This window comes from Streptomyces sp. CB01249 (assembly GCF_001905735.1).
Lineage (GTDB): Bacteria > Actinomycetota > Actinomycetes > Streptomycetales > Streptomycetaceae > Streptomyces.
In genome coordinates this window covers 718,426-734,995 of the sequence record NZ_LISW01000002.1, presented here as the reverse complement: position 1 = coordinate 734,995, position 16,570 = coordinate 718,426, and the positions used below count along the sequence as shown (strand labels likewise).

Genomic DNA, 16,570 nt, shown 5'->3' with positions numbered 1-16,570 from the left:
GTTTCAGAACCCGGCGTACCGTGGTGGCACAAGGGATTTCGCGACTCGAGCACACCTCGAATCACACTCCGTGTGGGCAAGCTCACCATTGGGGGCGGGTCGTAGGACCGTGTGGGTTGTCCCTAAACTCAGCTTGTTTCAAGGAGGGAGCCATCGTGCGCAAGGTGCTCATCGCCAACCGTGGCGAAATTGCTGTCCGTGTTGCTCGGGCCTGCCGGGACGCGGGGATCGGGAGCGTGGCCGTTTACGCCGACCCGGACCGTGACGCTCTGCACGTCCGTGCGGCCGACGAGGCATTCGCTCTGGGCGGTGACACCCCGGCGGCCAGTTATCTGGACATCGCCAAGGTGCTCCAGGCTGCCAAGGACTCGGGTGCGGACGCGATCCACCCGGGGTACGGCTTCCTCTCGGAGAACGCCGAGTTCGCCCAGGCGGTGCTGGACGCGGGTCTGACGTGGATCGGTCCGCCGCCGCACGCGATCCGGGACCTGGGTGACAAGGTCGCCGCCCGTCATATCGCGCAGCGCGCCGGTGCCCCGCTCGTCGCGGGCACCCCGGACCCGGTGGCCGGTTCCGCCGAGGTCGTCGCGTTCGCTCAGGAGCACGGGCTGCCGATCGCGATCAAGGCCGCCTTCGGCGGCGGCGGGCGCGGGCTGAAGGTCGCGCGGACGCTGGAGGAGATCCCGGAGCTGTACGACTCCGCCGTCCGCGAGGCCGTTGCGGCGTTCGGGCGCGGGGAGTGCTTTGTCGAGCGCTACCTCGACAAGCCCCGGCACGTGGAGACGCAGTGCCTGGCCGACACGCACGGCAACGTGGTCGTCGTCTCCACCCGTGACTGCTCGCTGCAACGGCGTCATCAGAAGCTGGTGGAGGAGGCCCCGGCCCCCTTCCTGTCGGATGCGCAGAACGCGGAGCTGTACGCGGCCTCCAAGGCGATCCTGAAGGAGGCCGGCTACGTCGGCGCCGGCACGGTCGAGTTCCTGGTCGGTATGGACGGCACGATCTCCTTCCTGGAGGTCAACACCCGCCTGCAGGTGGAGCACCCGGTGACCGAGGAGGTCTCCGGTATCGACCTGGTCCGTGAGATGTTCCGGATCGCCGACGGCGAGGAACTCGGCTACGACGACCCCGCCTCGCGCGGTCACTCCTTCGAGTTCCGGATCAACGGCGAGGACCCGGGCCGCGGCTTCCTCCCCGCCCCCGGCACCGTCACCAAGTTCGAAGCCCCGAGCGGCCCCGGCGTCCGGCTGGACGCGGGCGTGGAGTCCGGCTCGGTCATCGGCCCGGCGTGGGACTCGCTGCTGGCGAAGCTGATCGTGACGGGTGCGACGCGTGAGCAGGCGCTGCAGCGCGCGGCCCGCGCCCTGGCGGAGTTCCACGTCGAGGGCATGGCCACCGCCATCCCGTTCCACCGTGCGGTCGTGGTGGACCCGGCGTTCACCGCCGACCCGTTCCGGGTCCACACCCGGTGGATCGAGACGGAGTTCGTCAACGAGATCAAGCCGTTCGCCGCCCCCGCCGAGGCGGACGCGGATGACGAGGCCGGTCGCGAGACGGTCGTCGTGGAGGTCGGTGGCAAGCGCCTGGAGGTCTCGCTGCCCTCCTCGCTCGGGATGAGCCTGGCCCGTACCGGGCTCGCGGCGGGCGCCAAGCCCAAGCGCCGCGCGGCCAAGAAGTCCGGCTCGGCCGTCTCCGGCGACACCCTCGCCTCCCCCATGCAGGGCACCATCGTCAAGATCGCCGTCGAAGAAGGCCAGGAAGTCAAGGAAGGCGACCTCATCGTCGTCCTCGAAGCCATGAAGATGGAGCAGCCGCTCAACGCGCACCGCTCCGGCACGGTCAAGAGCCTGGCCGCCGAGGTCGGCAGCTCGATCTCCTCGGGCGCCGTCATCTGCGAGATCAAGGACTGACCCGCGTCTTTCCCGCCGGTGCCCCGGTCATGTCCTCGGACGTGACCGGGGCACCGGCGCATTCGGGGAACGGAGGCCGCCCGCGCGATGGCATCCTGGAGACCGGGGAGACAGGAGGGACCGCACCATGGCGATGAGTACGGCAGGGACGTCGGCCCGGCCCATGCGTGCCGACGCGCGCCGCAACTACGGCCGGCTGCTGGCGGAGGCCCGTACCGCCTTCGCGGAACACGGCACCGACGCGTCCCTGGAGGACATCGCCCGGCGCGCGGGGGTGGGCATCGGCACGCTGTACCGCCACTTCCCGACCCGGCACGCCCTGATGAGCGCGGTCTTCCAGGAGGCGGTGACCGCCCTGATCACCCGCTCCCGCGAACTCGCGGGCGCGGATCGGCCGTGCGCCGCGCTGGTGGAGTGGCTGGGCGCGATCGTCACCCACGCGGGCGAGTACCGCGGCCTGGCCCAGGCCCTCATGTCCACGTGCCGCGACGAGAGTTCGGCCCTGGCGCGCTGCAACACCCCGCTGCGCGAGGCGGGTTCGACGCTCCTGACCCGCGCCCAGTCGTCGGGCGCGGTCCGCCCGGACGTCTCGATAGACGACCTGATGCAACTGACCAACGCGATCGCCCTGGCAGCGGAACAGTCCCCGGACGACCCGGAACTGGCAAACCGCCTGCTGAAGCTGACGCTACGAGGGCTTACTCCAGGCCCCTCCGACGACGGCACATCAAGCCCCTCCGGCGATTGAGGAGCGGGGGTCCGGGGGCAGCGCCCCCGAGCTACCGCCGCCGCAGGTCCGCCACCCGCGCCCGATCCCGCTCACCGGCCCCCGCCTCCCCGAGCGCCCGCAACGGCTGCCCCTGCGTACGCCGCTGCCCGGGCAACGGCATCTCGCGCCGGGCGGAGGGCCTCCCACCCGCCCCCGGGTCCGCGGCGGCGGAAGACGCCGCCCCGCCCCCCGCGACAGCGATCCGTACGCCCTGATCCGCCAGCGCCTGCAACTCCGCCGCCGACCGGTCGTCATGCGCGGCGGGCTCGTCCGTCACCAGATGGGTGATGAGATCCGTCGGCACGGTCTGGAACATCGTGTCGGAACCGAGCTTCGTGTGGTCCGCGAGGACCACCACCTCCGCCGCGGCCTGCACCAGCGCCCGGTCCACGCTCGCGGAGAGCATGTTGGACGTGGAGAGCCCGCGCTCGGCGGTGAGCCCGCTCCCGGACAGGAACGCGCGGGAGACCCGCAGCCCCTGGAGGGACTGCTCGGCCCCGCTGCCCACCAGGGCGTAGTTGGAGCCACGCAGGGTGCCTCCGGTCATCACCACCTCCACCCGGTTGGCATGGGCCAGCGCCTGGGCGACGAGCAGCGAGTTGGTGACGACGGTCAGGCCGGGGACGCGCGCGAGCCGGCGGGCCAGCTCCTGCGTGGTCGTACCGGCACCGACGACGATGGCCTCGCCTTCTTCGACCAGGCCGGCGGCCAGGTCGGCGATGGCCGTTTTCTCCGCGGTGGCGAGATGGGATTTCTGCGGAAAGCCGGACTCCCGCGTAAAACCGCCCGGCAAGACCGCACCGCCATGCCGGCGGTCGAGGAGTCCTTCTGCCTCCAGTGCCCGCACGTCCCGCCGTACGGTCACTTCGGAGGTCTGGACGACGCGGGCGAGCTCACGGAGCGATACCGCCCCGTTGGCGCGCACCATTTCGAGGATCAACTGACGACGTTCTGCAGCGAACACGAAACTGACAGTAACGTGACCGCGCGAGACTTTTCAGCAGTTTGCGCCGAATAGCAGAAGTTGTACACACAGGCGGTCACCAAGTGATATAGGAGGTCGCCTTGTTGTCGTCTCCTGATCGAACAGCGGTCACGCCCCGCCCGTGCGCTTACGGCTGTGCAACTGGCGGGCCACTTCGGCGATCGATCCCGACAGGGACGGGTACACAGTGAAGGTGTTTGCGATCTGGTCGACCGTCAGATTGTTGTCGACCGCGATCGAGATCGGATGGATCAGCTCGCTCGCCCGGGGCGCGACGACACAGCCGCCGACCACGATGCCGGTGCCGGGGCGACAGAAGATCTTGACGAAGCCGTCCCGGATGCCCTGCATCTTCGCGCGCGGGTTGCGCAGCAGCGGCAGCTTGACGACCAGCGCCTCGATCTTGCCCGCGTCGACGTCCGCCTGGGTGTAGCCGACGGTGGCGATCTCCGGGTCGGTGAAGACGTTCGAGGAGACCGTCTTGAGGTCCAGCGGGGCCACCGCGTCGCCCAGGAAGTGGTACATCGCGATGCGGCCCTGCATGGCGGCGACGGAGGCGAGCGCGAAGATGCCGGTGACGTCACCCGCCGCGTAGACGCCGGGGGCGCTGGTACGGGAGACCTTGTCGGTCCAGATGTGCCCGGAGTCCTTGAGCCGGACGCCGGCCTCCTCCAGGCCCATGCCCGCGGTGTTCGGGATGGCGCCGACGGCCATCAGGCAGTGCGTGCCGGAGATGACCCGGCCGTCGGCGAGGGTCACCTCGACCCGGTCGCCGACGCGCTTGGCGGACTGGGCGCGGGAGCGAGCCATGACGTTCATGCCGCGCCGCCGGAACACGTCCTCCAGGACGGCCGCCGCGTCCGGGTCCTCGCCGGGGAGCACCCGGTCGCGGGACGAGACGAGGGTGACGCGGGAGCCGAGGGCCTGGTAGGCGCCGGCGAACTCGGCACCGGTCACACCGGAACCGACGACGATGAGCTCCTGCGGCAGCTCGTCCAGGTCGTAGACCTGGGTCCAGTTCAGGATGCGCTCGCCGTCCGGCTGCGCGTCCGGGATCTCGCGGGGGTGCCCGCCGGTCGCGATGAGCACGGCGTCCGCGGTGAGCGTCTCCTCCGTACCGTCGGCGGCCGTGACGACGACCTGGCGGGAGCCGTCGGCGGCCTGAAGGCCCTCCAGACGGCCGCGGCCGCGCATGACGCGGGCGCCGGCGCGGGTGACGGAGGCGGTGATGTCGTGCGACTGGGCGAGCGCCAGGCGCTTCACGCGGCGGTTGACCTTCCCCAGGTCGACGCCGACCACACGCGCGGCCTGCTCTATGTGCGGGGTGTCGTCCGCGACGATGATGCCCAGCTCCTCGTACGAGGAGTCGAAGGTGGTCATCACCTCGGCCGTCGCGATCAGGGTCTTCGAGGGCACGCAGTCGGTGAGGACGGACGCGCCGCCGAGGCCGTCGCAGTCGACGACGGTCACCTCCGCGCCGAGCTGGGCACCCACCAGGGCCGCCTCGTACCCGCCGGGTCCGCCGCCGATGATCACGATCCGGGTCACGAAAAGTCCGCCTCGCGTTTCTCGTCCCACGGCCGTCTGCTGCCCCGGCCGGGGGTCCGGGGGATCGCCCCGGGGGAATGCAGTACGTACTTCATTGTCCCGCACGCGCCAAGGTGCTTCTCCCCGGGGCCCTCCATACGTGCGCCGGGGCGCACGGCGCACGCGCGCGGCGGACTCGGCCGCCTCGTTCCCGCCTCCCCCCGGGGGTCGTTCCTCACAGGAACCGGCATGCCCGCCGCCACCTCCCGTACCCTCGATCCCATGTCGCTCTACGCCGCGTACGCCGGCAACCTCGACGCGCGGCTGATGACGCGCCGCGCCCCGCACTCACCGCTGCGCGGGACCGGCTGGCTGAACGGCTGGCGGCTGACCTTCGGCGGGGAGCAGATGGGCTGGGAGGGCGCGCTGGCCACCGTGGTGGAGGCGCCTCGCTCGCAGGTCTTCGTCGCCCTGTACGACCTGGCCCCCATGGACGAGGACTCCATGGACCGCTGGGAGGGCGTCGGCCTCGACATCTACCGCCGCATGCGGATCCGGGTGCACACCCTGGACGGCGAGGAGCCGGCCTGGATCTATGTGCTGAACGGTTACGAGGGCGGCCTGCCGTCCGCCCGCTATCTCGGCGAGATTGCGGACGCGGCGGAATCGGCGGGCGCGCCCCACGACTACGTGATGGAACTGCGCAAGCGCCCCTGCTGAGGGGCCCGGCCGCCGACCCGATTGTCGGAACACACGAACGATTCCCGCCAGACTCTGTACAGGGGCATCTACGCGCGTAGGGGTTCAGCGGTTACGCTCGTCCGCGTGAACGCATCACTTATTCCGGACCACATCCAGGGCGACCCGCACGCCGCCGCCGCCGACGCCGCCGCCCGCCTGCGCGAGCTGACCGGTGCCGAGACTCACGACGTCGCCCTCGTGATGGGCTCCGGCTGGGCGCCGGCCGCTGCCGCGCTCGGCGTTCCGGCGGCCGAGTTCCCGGTGACGGCCCTGCCCGGCTTCCCGGCGCCCGCCGTCGAGGGCCACGGCGGCACGATCCGCTCGCACGTGATCGGCGACAAGCGGGCCCTGGTGTTCCTGGGCCGCACGCACTACTACGAGGGCCGCGGCGTCGCCGCCGTCGCGCACGGGGTCCGCACAGCGGTCGCCGCGGGGTGCCGGACGGTCATCCTGACGAACGGCTGCGGCGGCCTGCGGGAGGGCATGCGCCCCGGGCAGCCGGTCCTGATCAGCGACCACATCAACCTGACGGCGGCCTCGCCGATCATCGGCGCGAACTTCGTGGACCTCACCGACCTGTACTCGCCGCGCCTGCGCGCGCTGTGCAAGGAGGTGGACGAGACGCTCGAAGAGGGCGTGTACGTCCAGTTCCCCGGCCCGCACTACGAGACTCCGGCCGAGATCAACATGGTCCGCGTCATGGGCGGCGACCTGGTCGGCATGTCCACGGTCCTGGAAGCGATTGCCGCCCGGGAGGCGGGGGCGGAGGTCCTCGGGCTGTCCCTGGTGACGAACCTGGCCGCGGGGTTGAGCGGGGAGCCGCTGAACCATGAGGAGGTCCTTCAGGCGGGCCGCGATTCCGCGACGCGGATGGGGTCCCTGCTGGCGCGGGTGCTGGACCGGATCTGAGCCTGCGGCACCTTGCGGGGCGCTGCCCCCGTGCCCCCGCTCCTCAATCGCCGGAGGGGCTTGATTTGGCCGCGCGCGGCCACCAGCGCACCGCACACGAAAGGCACCCCGTGACGACACCCCCGGACCTCCTCGCCCGTGCCGGCGCCTGGCTCGCGGAGGACCCCGACCCCGACACCCGCGAAGAGCTCGCCAAGCTCATCGCCGCCGAGGACACCGCAGAGCTCACCACCCGCTTCGCGGGCACCCTCCAGTTCGGCACCGCCGGACTGCGGGGCGAGCTCGGCGCGGGCCCGATGCGCATGAACCGCTCCGTGGTCATCCGCGCCGCCGCCGGCCTCGCCGCGTACCTGAAGGACCAGGGACAGACCGGCGGTCTCGTCGTCATCGGCTACGACGCCCGCTACAAGTCCGCCGACTTCGCGCGGGACACCGCCGCGGTGATGACGGGCGCGGGCCTGCGCGCGGCGGTCCTCCCCCGCCCGCTGCCCACCCCCGTGCTGGCGTACGCCATAAGGCACCTGGGCGCCGTCGCCGGCGTCGAGGTGACCGCCAGCCACAACCCGCCCCGTGACAACGGCTACAAGGTCTACCTCGGCGACGGCTCGCAGATCGTGCCGCCGGCGGACGGCGAGATCGCCGCGGCCATCGCCGCGGTCGGCCCGCTGGACACCGTGGACCGCCCGGAGTCCGGCTGGGAGACCCTGGGCGAGGAGGTCCTGGAGGCGTACCTGGCGCGGACGGACGCGGTGCTCGACGCGGAGTCGCCGCGCACCGCCCGCACCGTGTACACCGCGATGCACGGTGTCGGCACCTCCGTGCTCACCGCCGCGTTCGACCGGGCCGGCTTCCCGGCCCCGGTGCTCGTCGCGGAGCAGGCCGAGCCGGACCCCGCGTTCCCTACCGTGGCCTTCCCCAATCCGGAGGAGCCCGGCGCGATGGACCTCGCGTTCACCACCGCGCGCCGCGCGAAACCGGATCTCGTCATCGCGAACGACCCGGACGCGGACCGCTGCGCCGTCGCTGTGCCGGACCCGGCGGCGGACGGCGGCTGGCGGATGCTGCGGGGCGACGAGACGGGCGCGCTGCTCGCCGCGCACCTGGTGCGCCGGGGCGCGACCGGCGTGTTCGCGGAGTCGATCGTCTCGTCCTCGCTGCTGGGCCGGATCGCCGAGAAGGCGGGCCTGGGCTACGAGGAGACCCTGACGGGCTTCAAGTGGATCGCCCGCGTCGAGGGGCTGCGTTACGGGTACGAGGAGGCGCTCGGCTACTGCGTGGACCCGGACGGCGTCCGCGACAAGGACGGCATCACGGCCGCGCTGCTCGTCGCCGAGCTCGCCTCCGTACTGAAGGAGCAGGGGCGCACGCTCCTGGACCTGCTGGACGACCTCGCGCTCGAACACGGGCTGCACGCCACCGACCAGCTGTCGGTGCGGGTCGAGGACCTGTCGGTCATCGCGGACGCGATGCGCCGCCTGCGCGAGCAGCCGCCGGCCGCCCTGGCGGGGCTGCCCGTGACCTCGGCCGAGGACCTGTCGCGGGGCACGGACCGGCTGCCGCCGACGGACGGGCTGCGCTACACGCTCGACGGCGCCCGGGTGATCGTCCGCCCGAGCGGCACCGAGCCGAAGCTGAAGTGCTACCTGGAGGTCGTCGTGCCGGTGGGCTCCGCCGACGCGCTGCCGACCGCCCGCGCCCGCGCCACGGAGCTGCTGACCGGCATCAAGCGGGACCTGGCGGCAGCGGCGGGCATCTGAGACGGGGCGGCCGGGGCCCGGCCCGGCCGCCCTCCGCTCAGCCCGCCACGCGCGCCATCCACGCCTCGACCTCGTCCGCCGAGCGCGGCAGCCCGGCCGACAGGTTCTCATGGCCGGAGTCCGTCACGACGAGGTCGTCCTCGATGCGGACGCCAATGCCGCGCCACTCCTCCGGGACCGTCAGGTCGTCCGGCTGGAAGTACAGCCCGGGCTCGACGGTCAGCACCATGCCCGGCTCCAGCACCCCGTCGACGTACGCCTCGTTGCGCGCCCGGGCGCAGTCGTGGACGTCCAGGCCGAGCATGTGGCCGGTGCCCGCCATGGTGAAGCGGCGCTGGAGGCCGAGTGCGTAGGCCCGCTCGGCCGGGCCCTCGATGAAGCCCCACTCCACGAGCCGGGCGGTGAGATGGCGCTGCGCGGCCTCGTGGAAGTCGCGGTAGTGGGCGCCCGGCTTCACCGCGGCCATGCCCGCCTCCTGCGCCTCGTACACCGCGTCGTAGACCTTGCGCTGAAGCGGGGTGAACGTGCCGCTGACGGGCAGGGTGCGCGTGACGTCGGCGGTGTAGAGGGTGCGGGTCTCCACGCCCGCGTCGAACAGGAGCAGGTCGCCGGGGCGCACGGGGCCGTCGTTGTCCGTCCAGTGCATGATCGTCGCGTGGTCGCCGGCGGCGCAGATGGAGCCGTAGCCGACGGCGTTGCCCTCCAGGCGGGCGCGGCGGAAGAACGTGCCCTCGATCCACCGCTCCGAGGTCGCCACGGCTGTGGACAGGTCGGCGATCGCGTCGGTGAAGCCGCGCACGGTGGAGCCGACGGCCTTGCGCATCTCGCCGATCTCCCACGCGTCCTTGACGAGCCGGAGGTCGCTCAGCGCCTCCGCCAGCTCCGCGTCGCGCTCCTCGTCGGTGGCGACCGCCCGTTCCAGGGCCGGATCGATGCCCCGGACGATCCGGGTCGGCACCGAGCCACCCGCCGCGCCTGCGGCCAGCGCCTCGGCCGCCGTGCGGACGTCGCGGCAGGGCAGCCCCAGGACGCGCGCGGACTCGGCGAGCGTGCGGCGTCGCCCCGTCCACAGCTCGGCCGTGGCCCCGGTCCAGAACTCGTCGTTGTCCCGGCTGTCGCGCGGCAGCTGGAAGCAGTAGGCGTCGTGGCCGCCGTCCGCCCGGGGTTCCAGGACGAGGGCGCCGTCGCGGGCCTGGTCGCCGGTCATGTGGACGTAGCCGGAGTAGGGCCGGAAGGGGTAGTCGTCGTCGTTCGACCGGGTTTTGAGGTTCCCGGACGGAATGACGAGGCGTTCGCCGGGGAAGCGCGCGGAGAGCCTGGCGCGCCGGGCGGCGGCATGAGGAGCCTGCTCGTCGGGTACGAGGTCGTGCCGTTCGGTGTCCGCCCACCCGGTCCGCATCAGCGCGGAGAGTTCCTCGGTGATCTCGGTGTAGAGCCCGTTCTTCCGGCCTTTCGCCACGTCATGCTCCCTCTGTGCAGGTGTGGGACCGCCGGGTCCTCACCGACGGCACCCGGAAGCTATCGCCGCCAGGGGCGCACGGGTGCACGGCTGTGCCAGTGGCACCGATCGGCCACCACCGCGCCTCCTTCCCGGCGGACAATGCCGTACATGACGAACGCGAAGCTGGCCGACGCCCTTCGGCTCCTCGGGATCGGCGAGGCGGCGGCCCGGGTCTATCAGGCGCTGCTCGACCTGGCGCCCGCTCCCCTGACCGTGATCGGCCGGGCGGCCGGTCTGGACGCCCCCGCGCTGTCGGCGGCGTACGGGGAGCTGGCGGACGCGGGGCTGGTCAGCGGCGCGGGCACCAGCGCGGACGTGGTCGCCCCGGTCCCGCCGGGCGACGGTCTGGAGATCCTGGTCCGGCAGCGGGCGAGCGCGGTCGAGGAGTCCCGGATCGCGGTCGGGGGCGCCTTCGAGTCGTTCCGGCGGCAGCGGCTCGCCGCGTACAACGACCATCTGGTCGAGTCCGTGACCGGCGAGGCGGTCGGGCCGAGGATCCGCCGGGCGTGGGCGAGCGCGCGGGAGCAGATCCGGCAGCTGGAGTCGCCGCCGTACGTACCGCTGCCCGGGGCGACCGAGGACGCGCTGGCCACACTCGCGCGCGGGGTGACGCAGCGCGTCGTGTACTCGCGGGAGTCCCTGGAGCACCCCGGGCATCTGAAGGACGTCATCGAGCCGTGCGTCCGGGCCGGGGAGCAGGCCCGGGTGGCGCCCGCGGTGCCGGTGAAGCTGGTGATCATCGATGACGCGTCGGCGCTGGTGTCGCTGTCGATCCGGGAGGCGGACGTGCACAACACGATGCTGGTCGTGCAGCCGTGCGGACTGCTCTCGGCGCTCATCGCGCTGTTCGAGCAGTACTGGCAGAACGCGCTGCCGTTCAGCGGCCGGACGACGCGCCCGGGCGGGCTGGCGCCCGCGGACCGGCGGCTGCTGTGGCTGCTGGCGGGCGGCACGAGCGACGAGGTGATCGCGCGCGAGCTGGGCGTCAGCCGCCGCACGCTGTTCCGTCGGTTGCAGGTCCTGATGGCCAGGCTGGGCGCCACGAACCGCTTCCAGCTGGCCTTGCAGGCGCAGCGCCAGGGCTGGCTGTGAGCGTCCGGGGGCCTTGGACGTCAGCCGGTCGCGCCGAGCACCACGAGCAGCACCGCGCCGACGACGGCCGGGGCGATGACCTCGTACGCCCAGCGCACCGAGGCGGCGGGGGCGTCGGCCACGGGCTTGTCACCGGCCCGCTCGGACAGCTCGCGCAGGTCCGCGACGGTCTGGTCGGCGGCCGCGGTGCGGGCCTTGGTGTTGCGTACGTCGGCGATCGTGGACGTACGCCGGTACGGGTCGTCCATCGCCTGCCGGGACTGCTGGCGGGCGGCCTTCTTGCGCTGCCGCAGCGAGACGGGGACGGCCCAGAGCTGGAACTTCTTGCCGTCGTTCGTGAAGAGCTCGCTCGAATAACCGGCCCGTACGTCGGCCACGTCGCTCCACGGCAGCGTGACCGTGCGGAAGGGGTTGCGGATGCGGATGCGGGCGTCGTTCGCGGCGACCACCGGGCGCAGCGTGAAGGCGACGATCACGGGCACGGCGGTCAGCATGCCGGCGAGCGCCATCCACGGCACCCGGCCGTCGCCCCGGAGCAGGGCGTCGCCGCCGATCCCGCAGACGAGCACGAGGAGCAGGATGCCGCCGGCCAGCCCGGCGGGCGACCGGAAGGTCCGGTCGGCGTAGGTGGGCTCGTCGGCAGGCGTGGGGCTCGTCATGAGCCCGATTGTGCCTGACGCGGCGCGGGGGCGCGGTGGCGGCTTCGCCCGCGGTGGGGGCGCGGTGCGGGAACCTCCGGTGACCTGGGTCCCTGTACAGGTCGCTACGCGCGTAGATATGCTCATGTGGTGACCATGCCCACCACCCTCCCCGCATTCGCCGACGCGACGGCGTCCGACAGTGCGCTGCGCCGCTTCCTGCACGGGCTGCCCGGCGTCGACGCGGTCGGCCTCGAAGCGCGTGCCGCCGCCCTCGGAACCAGGTCGATCAAGACGACGGCCAAGGCGTACGCCATCGACCTCGCCATCTCGATGATCGACCTGACGACGCTCGAAGGCGCGGACACCCCCGGCAAGGTCCGGGCCCTCGCCGCCAAGGCCGTCAACCCCGACCCCACCGACCGCACGACCCCGCGCACCGCCGCGGTCTGCGTCTACCCCGACATGGCGGCCACCGCCGCCGCCGCCCTGGCCGGCTCCGGCGTGAAGGTGGCGTCCGTGGCGACGGCCTTCCCCGCCGGGCGCGCCGCGCTCGACGTGAAGCTCGCGGACGTCCGGGACGCCGTGGCGGCCGGGGCCGACGAGATCGACATGGTGATCGACCGGGGCGCGTTCCTGGCCGGCCGCTATCTGAAGGTGTACGAGGAGATCCTCGCCGTGAAGGCGGAGTGCGGGTCCGCCCGGCTCAAGGTGATCTTCGAGACCGGTGAGCTGTCCACGTACGACAACATCCGGCGGGCCTCCTGGCTCGGGATGCTGGCCGGCGCGGACTTCATCAAGACCTCGACCGGCAAGATCGGGACGAACGCCACGCCCGCGAACACCCTGCTGATGCTGGAGGCGGTGCGCGACTTCCGCGCGCAGACCGGCGTCCAGATCGGCGTGAAGCCGGCCGGTGGCATCCGCACCTCGAAGGACGCGATCAAGTTCCTCGTGCTGGTCAACGAGACGGCGGGCGAGGACTGGCTGGACAACCACTGGTTCCGCTTCGGCGCCTCCAGCCTGCTGAACGACCTGCTGATGCAGCGCCAGAAGCTCAGCACCGGCCGTTACTCCGGCCCCGATTACGTGACGGTGGACTGATACCCATGGCATCCGCATTCGAGTACGCACCGGCGCCGGAGTCCCGTTCCGTCGTCGACATCGCCCCCTCGTACGGCCTGTTCATCGACGGTGAGTTCACCGACGCGGCCGACGGCAAGGTCTTCAAGACGGTCAGCCCGTCCTCCGAGGAGGTGCTGTCCGAGGTCGCCCGGGCCGGCGCCGACGACGTGGACCGGGCCGTGAAGGCGGCCCGCCGCGCGTTCGAGAAGTGGTCGGCGCTGCCCGGCTCCGAGCGCGCCAAGTACCTGTTCCGGATCGCCCGGATCATCCAGGAGCGCTCCCGCGAGCTGGCCGTCCTGGAGACCCTGGACAACGGCAAGCCGATCAAGGAGACCCGCGACGCGGACCTCCCGCTGGTCGCCGCGCACTTCTTCTACTACGCGGGCTGGGCCGACAAGCTGGACCACGCGGGGTTCGGCCGGAGGACGACAGACGGAAACGCCGGCCCGAACCCGCGCCCGCTGGGCGTGGCCGGCCAGGTCATCCCGTGGAACTTCCCGCTGCTGATGCTCGCGTGGAAGATCGCCCCGGCGCTCGCCACGGGCAACACGGTCGTCCTGAAGCCCGCCGAGACGACGCCGCTGTCCGCGCTGTTCTTCGCGGACATCTGCCGCCAGGCGGGCCTGCCCAAGGGCGTCGTGAACATCCTGACGGGGTACGGCGACGCGGGCCAGGCGCTCGTGGAGCACGGGGACGTCAATAAGGTCGCGTTCACCGGTTCGACCGCCGTCGGCAAGGCCATCGCCCGGAGCGTCGCGGGGACGGACAAGAAGGTCACGCTGGAGCTGGGCGGCAAGGGCGCCAACATCGTCTTCGACGACGCCCCGATCGACCAGGCCGTCGAGGGCATCGTCACCGGCATCTTCTTCAACCAGGGCCAGGTGTGCTGCGCGGGCTCCCGGCTGCTGGTCCAGGAGTCGATCCAGGACGAGCTGCTGGACGCGCTGAAGCGCCGCCTGTCCACGCTGCGCCTCGGCGACCCGCTGGACAAGAACACGGACATCGGCGCGATCAACTCCTCCGAGCAGCTGGCCCGGATCACCGCGCTGGTGGAGACCGGCGAGGCGGAGGGCGCGGAACGCTGGAGCGCCCCGTGCGAACTGCCGTCGGCCGGTTACTGGTTCGCCCCGACGCTCTTCACCAACGTCACCCAGGCGCACACGATCGCCCGCGACGAGATCTTCGGCCCGGTGCTCTCGGTGCTGTCGTTCCGTACGCCGGACGAGGCGGTCGCCAAGGCGAACAACAGCCAGTACGGCCTGTCGGCTGGCATCTGGACGGAGAAGGGCTCGCGCATCCTCGCGGTGGCGAACAAGCTCCGGGCGGGCGTCGTCTGGGCCAACACGTTCAACAAGTTCGACCCGACCTCGCCGTTCGGCGGTTACAAGGAGTCGGGCTTCGGCCGCGAAGGCGGCCGTCACGGCCTGGAGGCGTACCTCGATGTCCGATAACCGTCTGAGCGTCTTCAAGACCTACAAGCTGTACGTCGGGGGCAAGTTCCCCCGCTCCGAGAGCGGCCGGGTGTACGAGGTGACGGACTCGAAGGGCAAGTGGCTGGCGAACGCGCCCCAGTCCTCCCGCAAGGACGCGCGCGACGCGGTCGTGGCCGCCCGCAAGGCGTTCGGCGGCTGGTCCGGCGCGACCGCGTACAACCGCGGCCAGATCCTCTACCGCGTCGCGGAGATGCTGGAGGGCCGCCGCGAGCAGTTCGTACGCGAGGTGGCCGAGGCGGAGGGCCTGTCGAAGTCCAAGGCGGCGGCCGTCGTCGACGCGGCGGTGGACCGCTGGGTCTGGTACGCGGGCTGGACGGACAAGATCGCCCAGGTCGTGGGCGGCGCGAACCCGGTCGCGGGCCCGTTCTTCAACCTGTCGACGCCCGAACCGACCGGTGTGGTCACGGTCCTGGCGCCGCAGGAGTCCTCGTTCCTGGGCCTGGTCTCGGTGATCGCCCCGGTGATCGCGGCCGGCAACACCGCGGTCGTGGTGGCCTCCGCGAAGGCCCCGCTGCCCGCCCTGTCGCTGGGCGAGGTGCTGGCCACCTCGGACCTGCCGGGCGGTGTGGTCAACGTCCTGTCGGGGAAGACCGCGGAGATCGCGGCGCCGCTCGCCGCCCACCAGGACGTGAACGGCATCGACCTGACGGGTGCGGACGCGGAGCTGGCGAAGGAGCTGGAGATCGCGGCGGCCGACAACCTGAAGCGCGTTTCTCGTCCACAGGCTGTGGACGGCGACGGCGACTGGGCGGCCGACCCGGGCACGCACCGCCTGACGGCGTTCCTGGAGACCAAGACGGTCTGGCACCCGACGGGCGCGCTGGGCGCGTCGGGCTCCTCGTACTGACCGCACACGGCGACGGCCCGTTTCCCGGAGGTGCCTCCGGGGAACGGGCCGTCCCGCTGTCAGCCGCGCAGGCCCTCCACGACCGGACCCACGACGGGCAGGTCCTTGATGGCGCCGCCGCTCGTCAGCGGGTCGGTGACCAGCGCGGTGGAGAGCGGCTTGAAGTCGGCGATCTGGGTGCCCACCGCGTTGTCCAGCGGGTCCGTGCCGGTGCCGGCCAGCGGGTCGAGCCGCAGGTGGGTGACGGGCGCGACGCTGTGCTCCAGCGACTGCCCGAGCGCCCCGGTGACCGCGCCGCCGGCCGCCCCGGTGGCCTCCGCGAGGCCGACGTCGGCCCCGGTCTCCTGGACGACGGGCAGCGGGGCGGCCTGCGCCGCCGCACCCCCCGCGCCGAGTGCGGCGCCGACCGCGGTGACGGTCAGACCTGCGCGCAGCAGGGTGCGGCGCCGGGACTTGGAAAGTGCGTGACGTGCCATGGATTTCCCACCTGATCGAGCCGATCGAACCATCGGTCGCGTAATCAACCGAACGCTCAGCGTAGTTGAGTTGTGATGCGCGATACCAACAAGACCTCCGGGGGTCCCACGTGCGGGTCAATGCCTCACACTCGTGTCCTGTGAGTTCCCAAGCGCTTTCGACCCGCGTCGTCCTGTTGACGGGCCCCTCCGGCTCCGGCAAGTCGTCCCTCGCCGCCCGCACCGGCCTCCCGGTGCTGCGGCTCGACGACTTCTACAAGGAGGCCGACGACCCCACCCTGCCGCTGGTCACCGGCAGTACGGACATCGACTGGGACTCCCCGGGCTCCTGGGACGCCGACGCGGCGGTCACCGCGATCACGGAGCTCTGCCGGACCGGCCGCACCGACATCCCGGTGTACGACATCTCCACCAGCTCCCGCACCGGGCACGAGGTCCTGCACATCGGGCGCACCCCGCTCTTCGTCGCCGAGGGCATCTTCGCGGCCGACATCATCGACCGCTGCCAGTCCCTGGGCCTCCTGGCCGACGCCCTCTGCCTGCGCGGCCGCCCCTCCACGACCTTCCGCCGCCGCCTCCTGCGCGACCTCCGCGAGGGCCGCAAGTCGGTCCCGTTCCTGCTGCGGAGGGGCTGGCGCCTGATGCGTACGGAACGCCGCATCGTGGCCCGCCACGTCGCGCTGGGCGCACACGCGTGCGCGAAGCCGGAGGCGTTGGGCCGCCTGGCGGCGGCTGCGGCGGGCCGGTGCCGTTTGCCGGCGCCTGCCGGGGCGAAATCGAGCCCCTCCGGCGATTGAGGA

Annotated in this window: 15 protein-coding genes; 10 read left to right on the top strand and 5 right to left on the bottom strand. The window is 72.2% G+C overall.

The genetic code is table 11. The annotated features are described in order from the left end of the window. Positions 1-155: 155 nt before the first annotated feature. Complete coding sequence (locus AMK18_RS11805) at positions 156-1,910, top strand: acetyl/propionyl/methylcrotonyl-CoA carboxylase subunit alpha (RefSeq protein ID WP_073862738.1); 1,755 nt, start codon at positions 156-158, stop codon at positions 1,908-1,910. Between the two features lie 127 nt (positions 1,911-2,037). Then, entirely contained in the window at positions 2,038-2,658 is a 621-nt protein-coding gene (locus tag AMK18_RS11800; RefSeq protein ID WP_079199270.1) for a TetR/AcrR family transcriptional regulator, read from the top strand. A 31-nt stretch (positions 2,659-2,689) separates the two neighbouring features. Here the strand turns inward: AMK18_RS11800 and AMK18_RS11795 are convergent, their stop codons facing one another. Together AMK18_RS11795 and AMK18_RS11790 are read right to left on the bottom strand one after the other, a co-directional pair. Beyond that, entirely contained in the window at positions 2,690-3,607 is a 918-nt protein-coding gene (locus AMK18_RS11795) for a DeoR/GlpR family DNA-binding transcription regulator (protein ID WP_020207413.1), read from the bottom strand. Between the two features lie 165 nt (positions 3,608-3,772). Beyond that, entirely contained in the window at positions 3,773-5,212 is a 1,440-nt protein-coding gene (locus AMK18_RS11790; RefSeq protein ID WP_018101035.1) for an NAD(P)H-quinone dehydrogenase, read from the bottom strand. 261 nt (positions 5,213-5,473) lie between these two features. Between AMK18_RS11790 and AMK18_RS11785 the strand changes: the two genes are divergently transcribed. From AMK18_RS11785 to AMK18_RS11775, 3 genes are all read left to right on the top strand, one after another. Continuing rightward, positions 5,474-5,911 (top strand): gamma-glutamylcyclotransferase, encoded by a 438-nt coding sequence (locus AMK18_RS11785; protein WP_026171252.1) that lies wholly within the window; start codon positions 5,474-5,476, stop codon positions 5,909-5,911. Between the two features lie 105 nt (positions 5,912-6,016). After that, positions 6,017-6,841, top strand: coding sequence for a purine-nucleoside phosphorylase (locus AMK18_RS11780; RefSeq protein ID WP_018101037.1), 825 nt, complete (start codon positions 6,017-6,019; stop codon positions 6,839-6,841). Between the two features lie 110 nt (positions 6,842-6,951). After that, a complete protein-coding gene (locus AMK18_RS11775) occupies positions 6,952-8,598 on the top strand; it encodes a phospho-sugar mutase (protein ID WP_073862737.1) in 1,647 nt (548 codons plus the stop codon). A gap of 37 nt (positions 8,599-8,635) precedes the next feature. Here AMK18_RS11775 and AMK18_RS11770 read toward each other — a convergent pair whose 3' ends face one another. Next, positions 8,636-10,057: an aminopeptidase P family protein gene (locus AMK18_RS11770; RefSeq protein ID WP_073862736.1), complete on the bottom strand. Its 1,422-nt coding sequence runs from the start codon at positions 10,055-10,057 to the stop codon at positions 8,636-8,638. Positions 10,058-10,207: 150 nt separating this feature from the next. Between AMK18_RS11770 and AMK18_RS11765 the strand changes: the two genes are divergently transcribed. Beyond that, positions 10,208-11,191: a LuxR family transcriptional regulator gene (locus AMK18_RS11765; protein WP_198956981.1), complete on the top strand. Its 984-nt coding sequence runs from the start codon at positions 10,208-10,210 to the stop codon at positions 11,189-11,191. A gap of 20 nt (positions 11,192-11,211) precedes the next feature. Here the strand turns inward: AMK18_RS11765 and AMK18_RS11760 are convergent, their stop codons facing one another. Continuing rightward, on the bottom strand, positions 11,212-11,850 hold the full coding sequence (locus AMK18_RS11760; protein WP_018101041.1) for a PH domain-containing protein: 639 nt from the start codon (positions 11,848-11,850) through the stop codon (positions 11,212-11,214). 135 nt (positions 11,851-11,985) lie between these two features. Between AMK18_RS11760 and deoC the strand changes: the two genes are divergently transcribed. The 3 genes from deoC to AMK18_RS11745 are packed head-to-tail and all read left to right on the top strand — an operon-like array spanning position 11,986 to position 15,294. After that, a complete protein-coding gene (gene deoC / locus AMK18_RS11755; RefSeq protein ID WP_073862734.1) occupies positions 11,986-12,933 on the top strand; it encodes a deoxyribose-phosphate aldolase in 948 nt (315 codons plus the stop codon). A 5-nt stretch (positions 12,934-12,938) separates the two neighbouring features. After that, a complete protein-coding gene (locus AMK18_RS11750; RefSeq protein ID WP_073862733.1) occupies positions 12,939-14,405 on the top strand; it encodes an aldehyde dehydrogenase family protein in 1,467 nt (488 codons plus the stop codon). Continuing rightward, positions 14,395-15,294 carry an aldehyde dehydrogenase family protein gene (locus AMK18_RS11745; RefSeq protein ID WP_073862732.1) on the top strand — a complete coding sequence of 300 codons (900 nt, stop codon included), beginning with the start codon at positions 14,395-14,397 and terminating at the stop codon, positions 15,292-15,294. The genes AMK18_RS11750 and AMK18_RS11745 overlap by 11 nt, the downstream gene beginning before the upstream one ends. A gap of 59 nt (positions 15,295-15,353) precedes the next feature. Here AMK18_RS11745 and AMK18_RS11740 read toward each other — a convergent pair whose 3' ends face one another. Further along, the gene (locus AMK18_RS11740) at positions 15,354-15,770 is read right to left on the bottom strand and encodes a hypothetical protein (protein ID WP_073862731.1); all 417 of its coding nucleotides are present in this window, start codon (positions 15,768-15,770) and stop codon (positions 15,354-15,356) included. Positions 15,771-15,910: 140 nt separating this feature from the next. Between AMK18_RS11740 and AMK18_RS11735 the strand changes: the two genes are divergently transcribed. After that, positions 15,911-16,567, top strand: coding sequence for a uridine kinase family protein (locus tag AMK18_RS11735; RefSeq protein WP_241836547.1), 657 nt, complete (start codon positions 15,911-15,913; stop codon positions 16,565-16,567). Positions 16,568-16,570: the final 3 nt, after the last annotated feature.

Coding starts and splice junctions, on each gene's coding strand:
- deoC (WP_073862734.1), top strand. CDS start 11,986: ATGCCCACCACCCTCCCCGCATTCGCCGACGCGACGGCGTCCGACAGT.
- AMK18_RS11740 (WP_073862731.1), bottom strand. CDS start 15,770: ATGGCACGTCACGCACTTTCCAAGTCCCGGCGCCGCACCCTGCTGCGC.
- AMK18_RS11795 (WP_020207413.1), bottom strand. CDS start 3,607: ATGGTGCGCGCCAACGGGGCGGTATCGCTCCGTGAGCTCGCCCGCGTC.
- AMK18_RS11750 (WP_073862733.1), top strand. CDS start 12,939: ATGGCATCCGCATTCGAGTACGCACCGGCGCCGGAGTCCCGTTCCGTC.
- AMK18_RS11800 (WP_079199270.1), top strand. CDS start 2,038: ATGGCGATGAGTACGGCAGGGACGTCGGCCCGGCCCATGCGTGCCGAC.
- AMK18_RS11765 (WP_198956981.1), top strand. CDS start 10,208: ATGACGAACGCGAAGCTGGCCGACGCCCTTCGGCTCCTCGGGATCGGC.
- AMK18_RS11760 (WP_018101041.1), bottom strand. CDS start 11,850: ATGACGAGCCCCACGCCTGCCGACGAGCCCACCTACGCCGACCGGACC.
- AMK18_RS11745 (WP_073862732.1), top strand. CDS start 14,395: ATGTCCGATAACCGTCTGAGCGTCTTCAAGACCTACAAGCTGTACGTC.
- AMK18_RS11785 (WP_026171252.1), top strand. CDS start 5,474: ATGTCGCTCTACGCCGCGTACGCCGGCAACCTCGACGCGCGGCTGATG.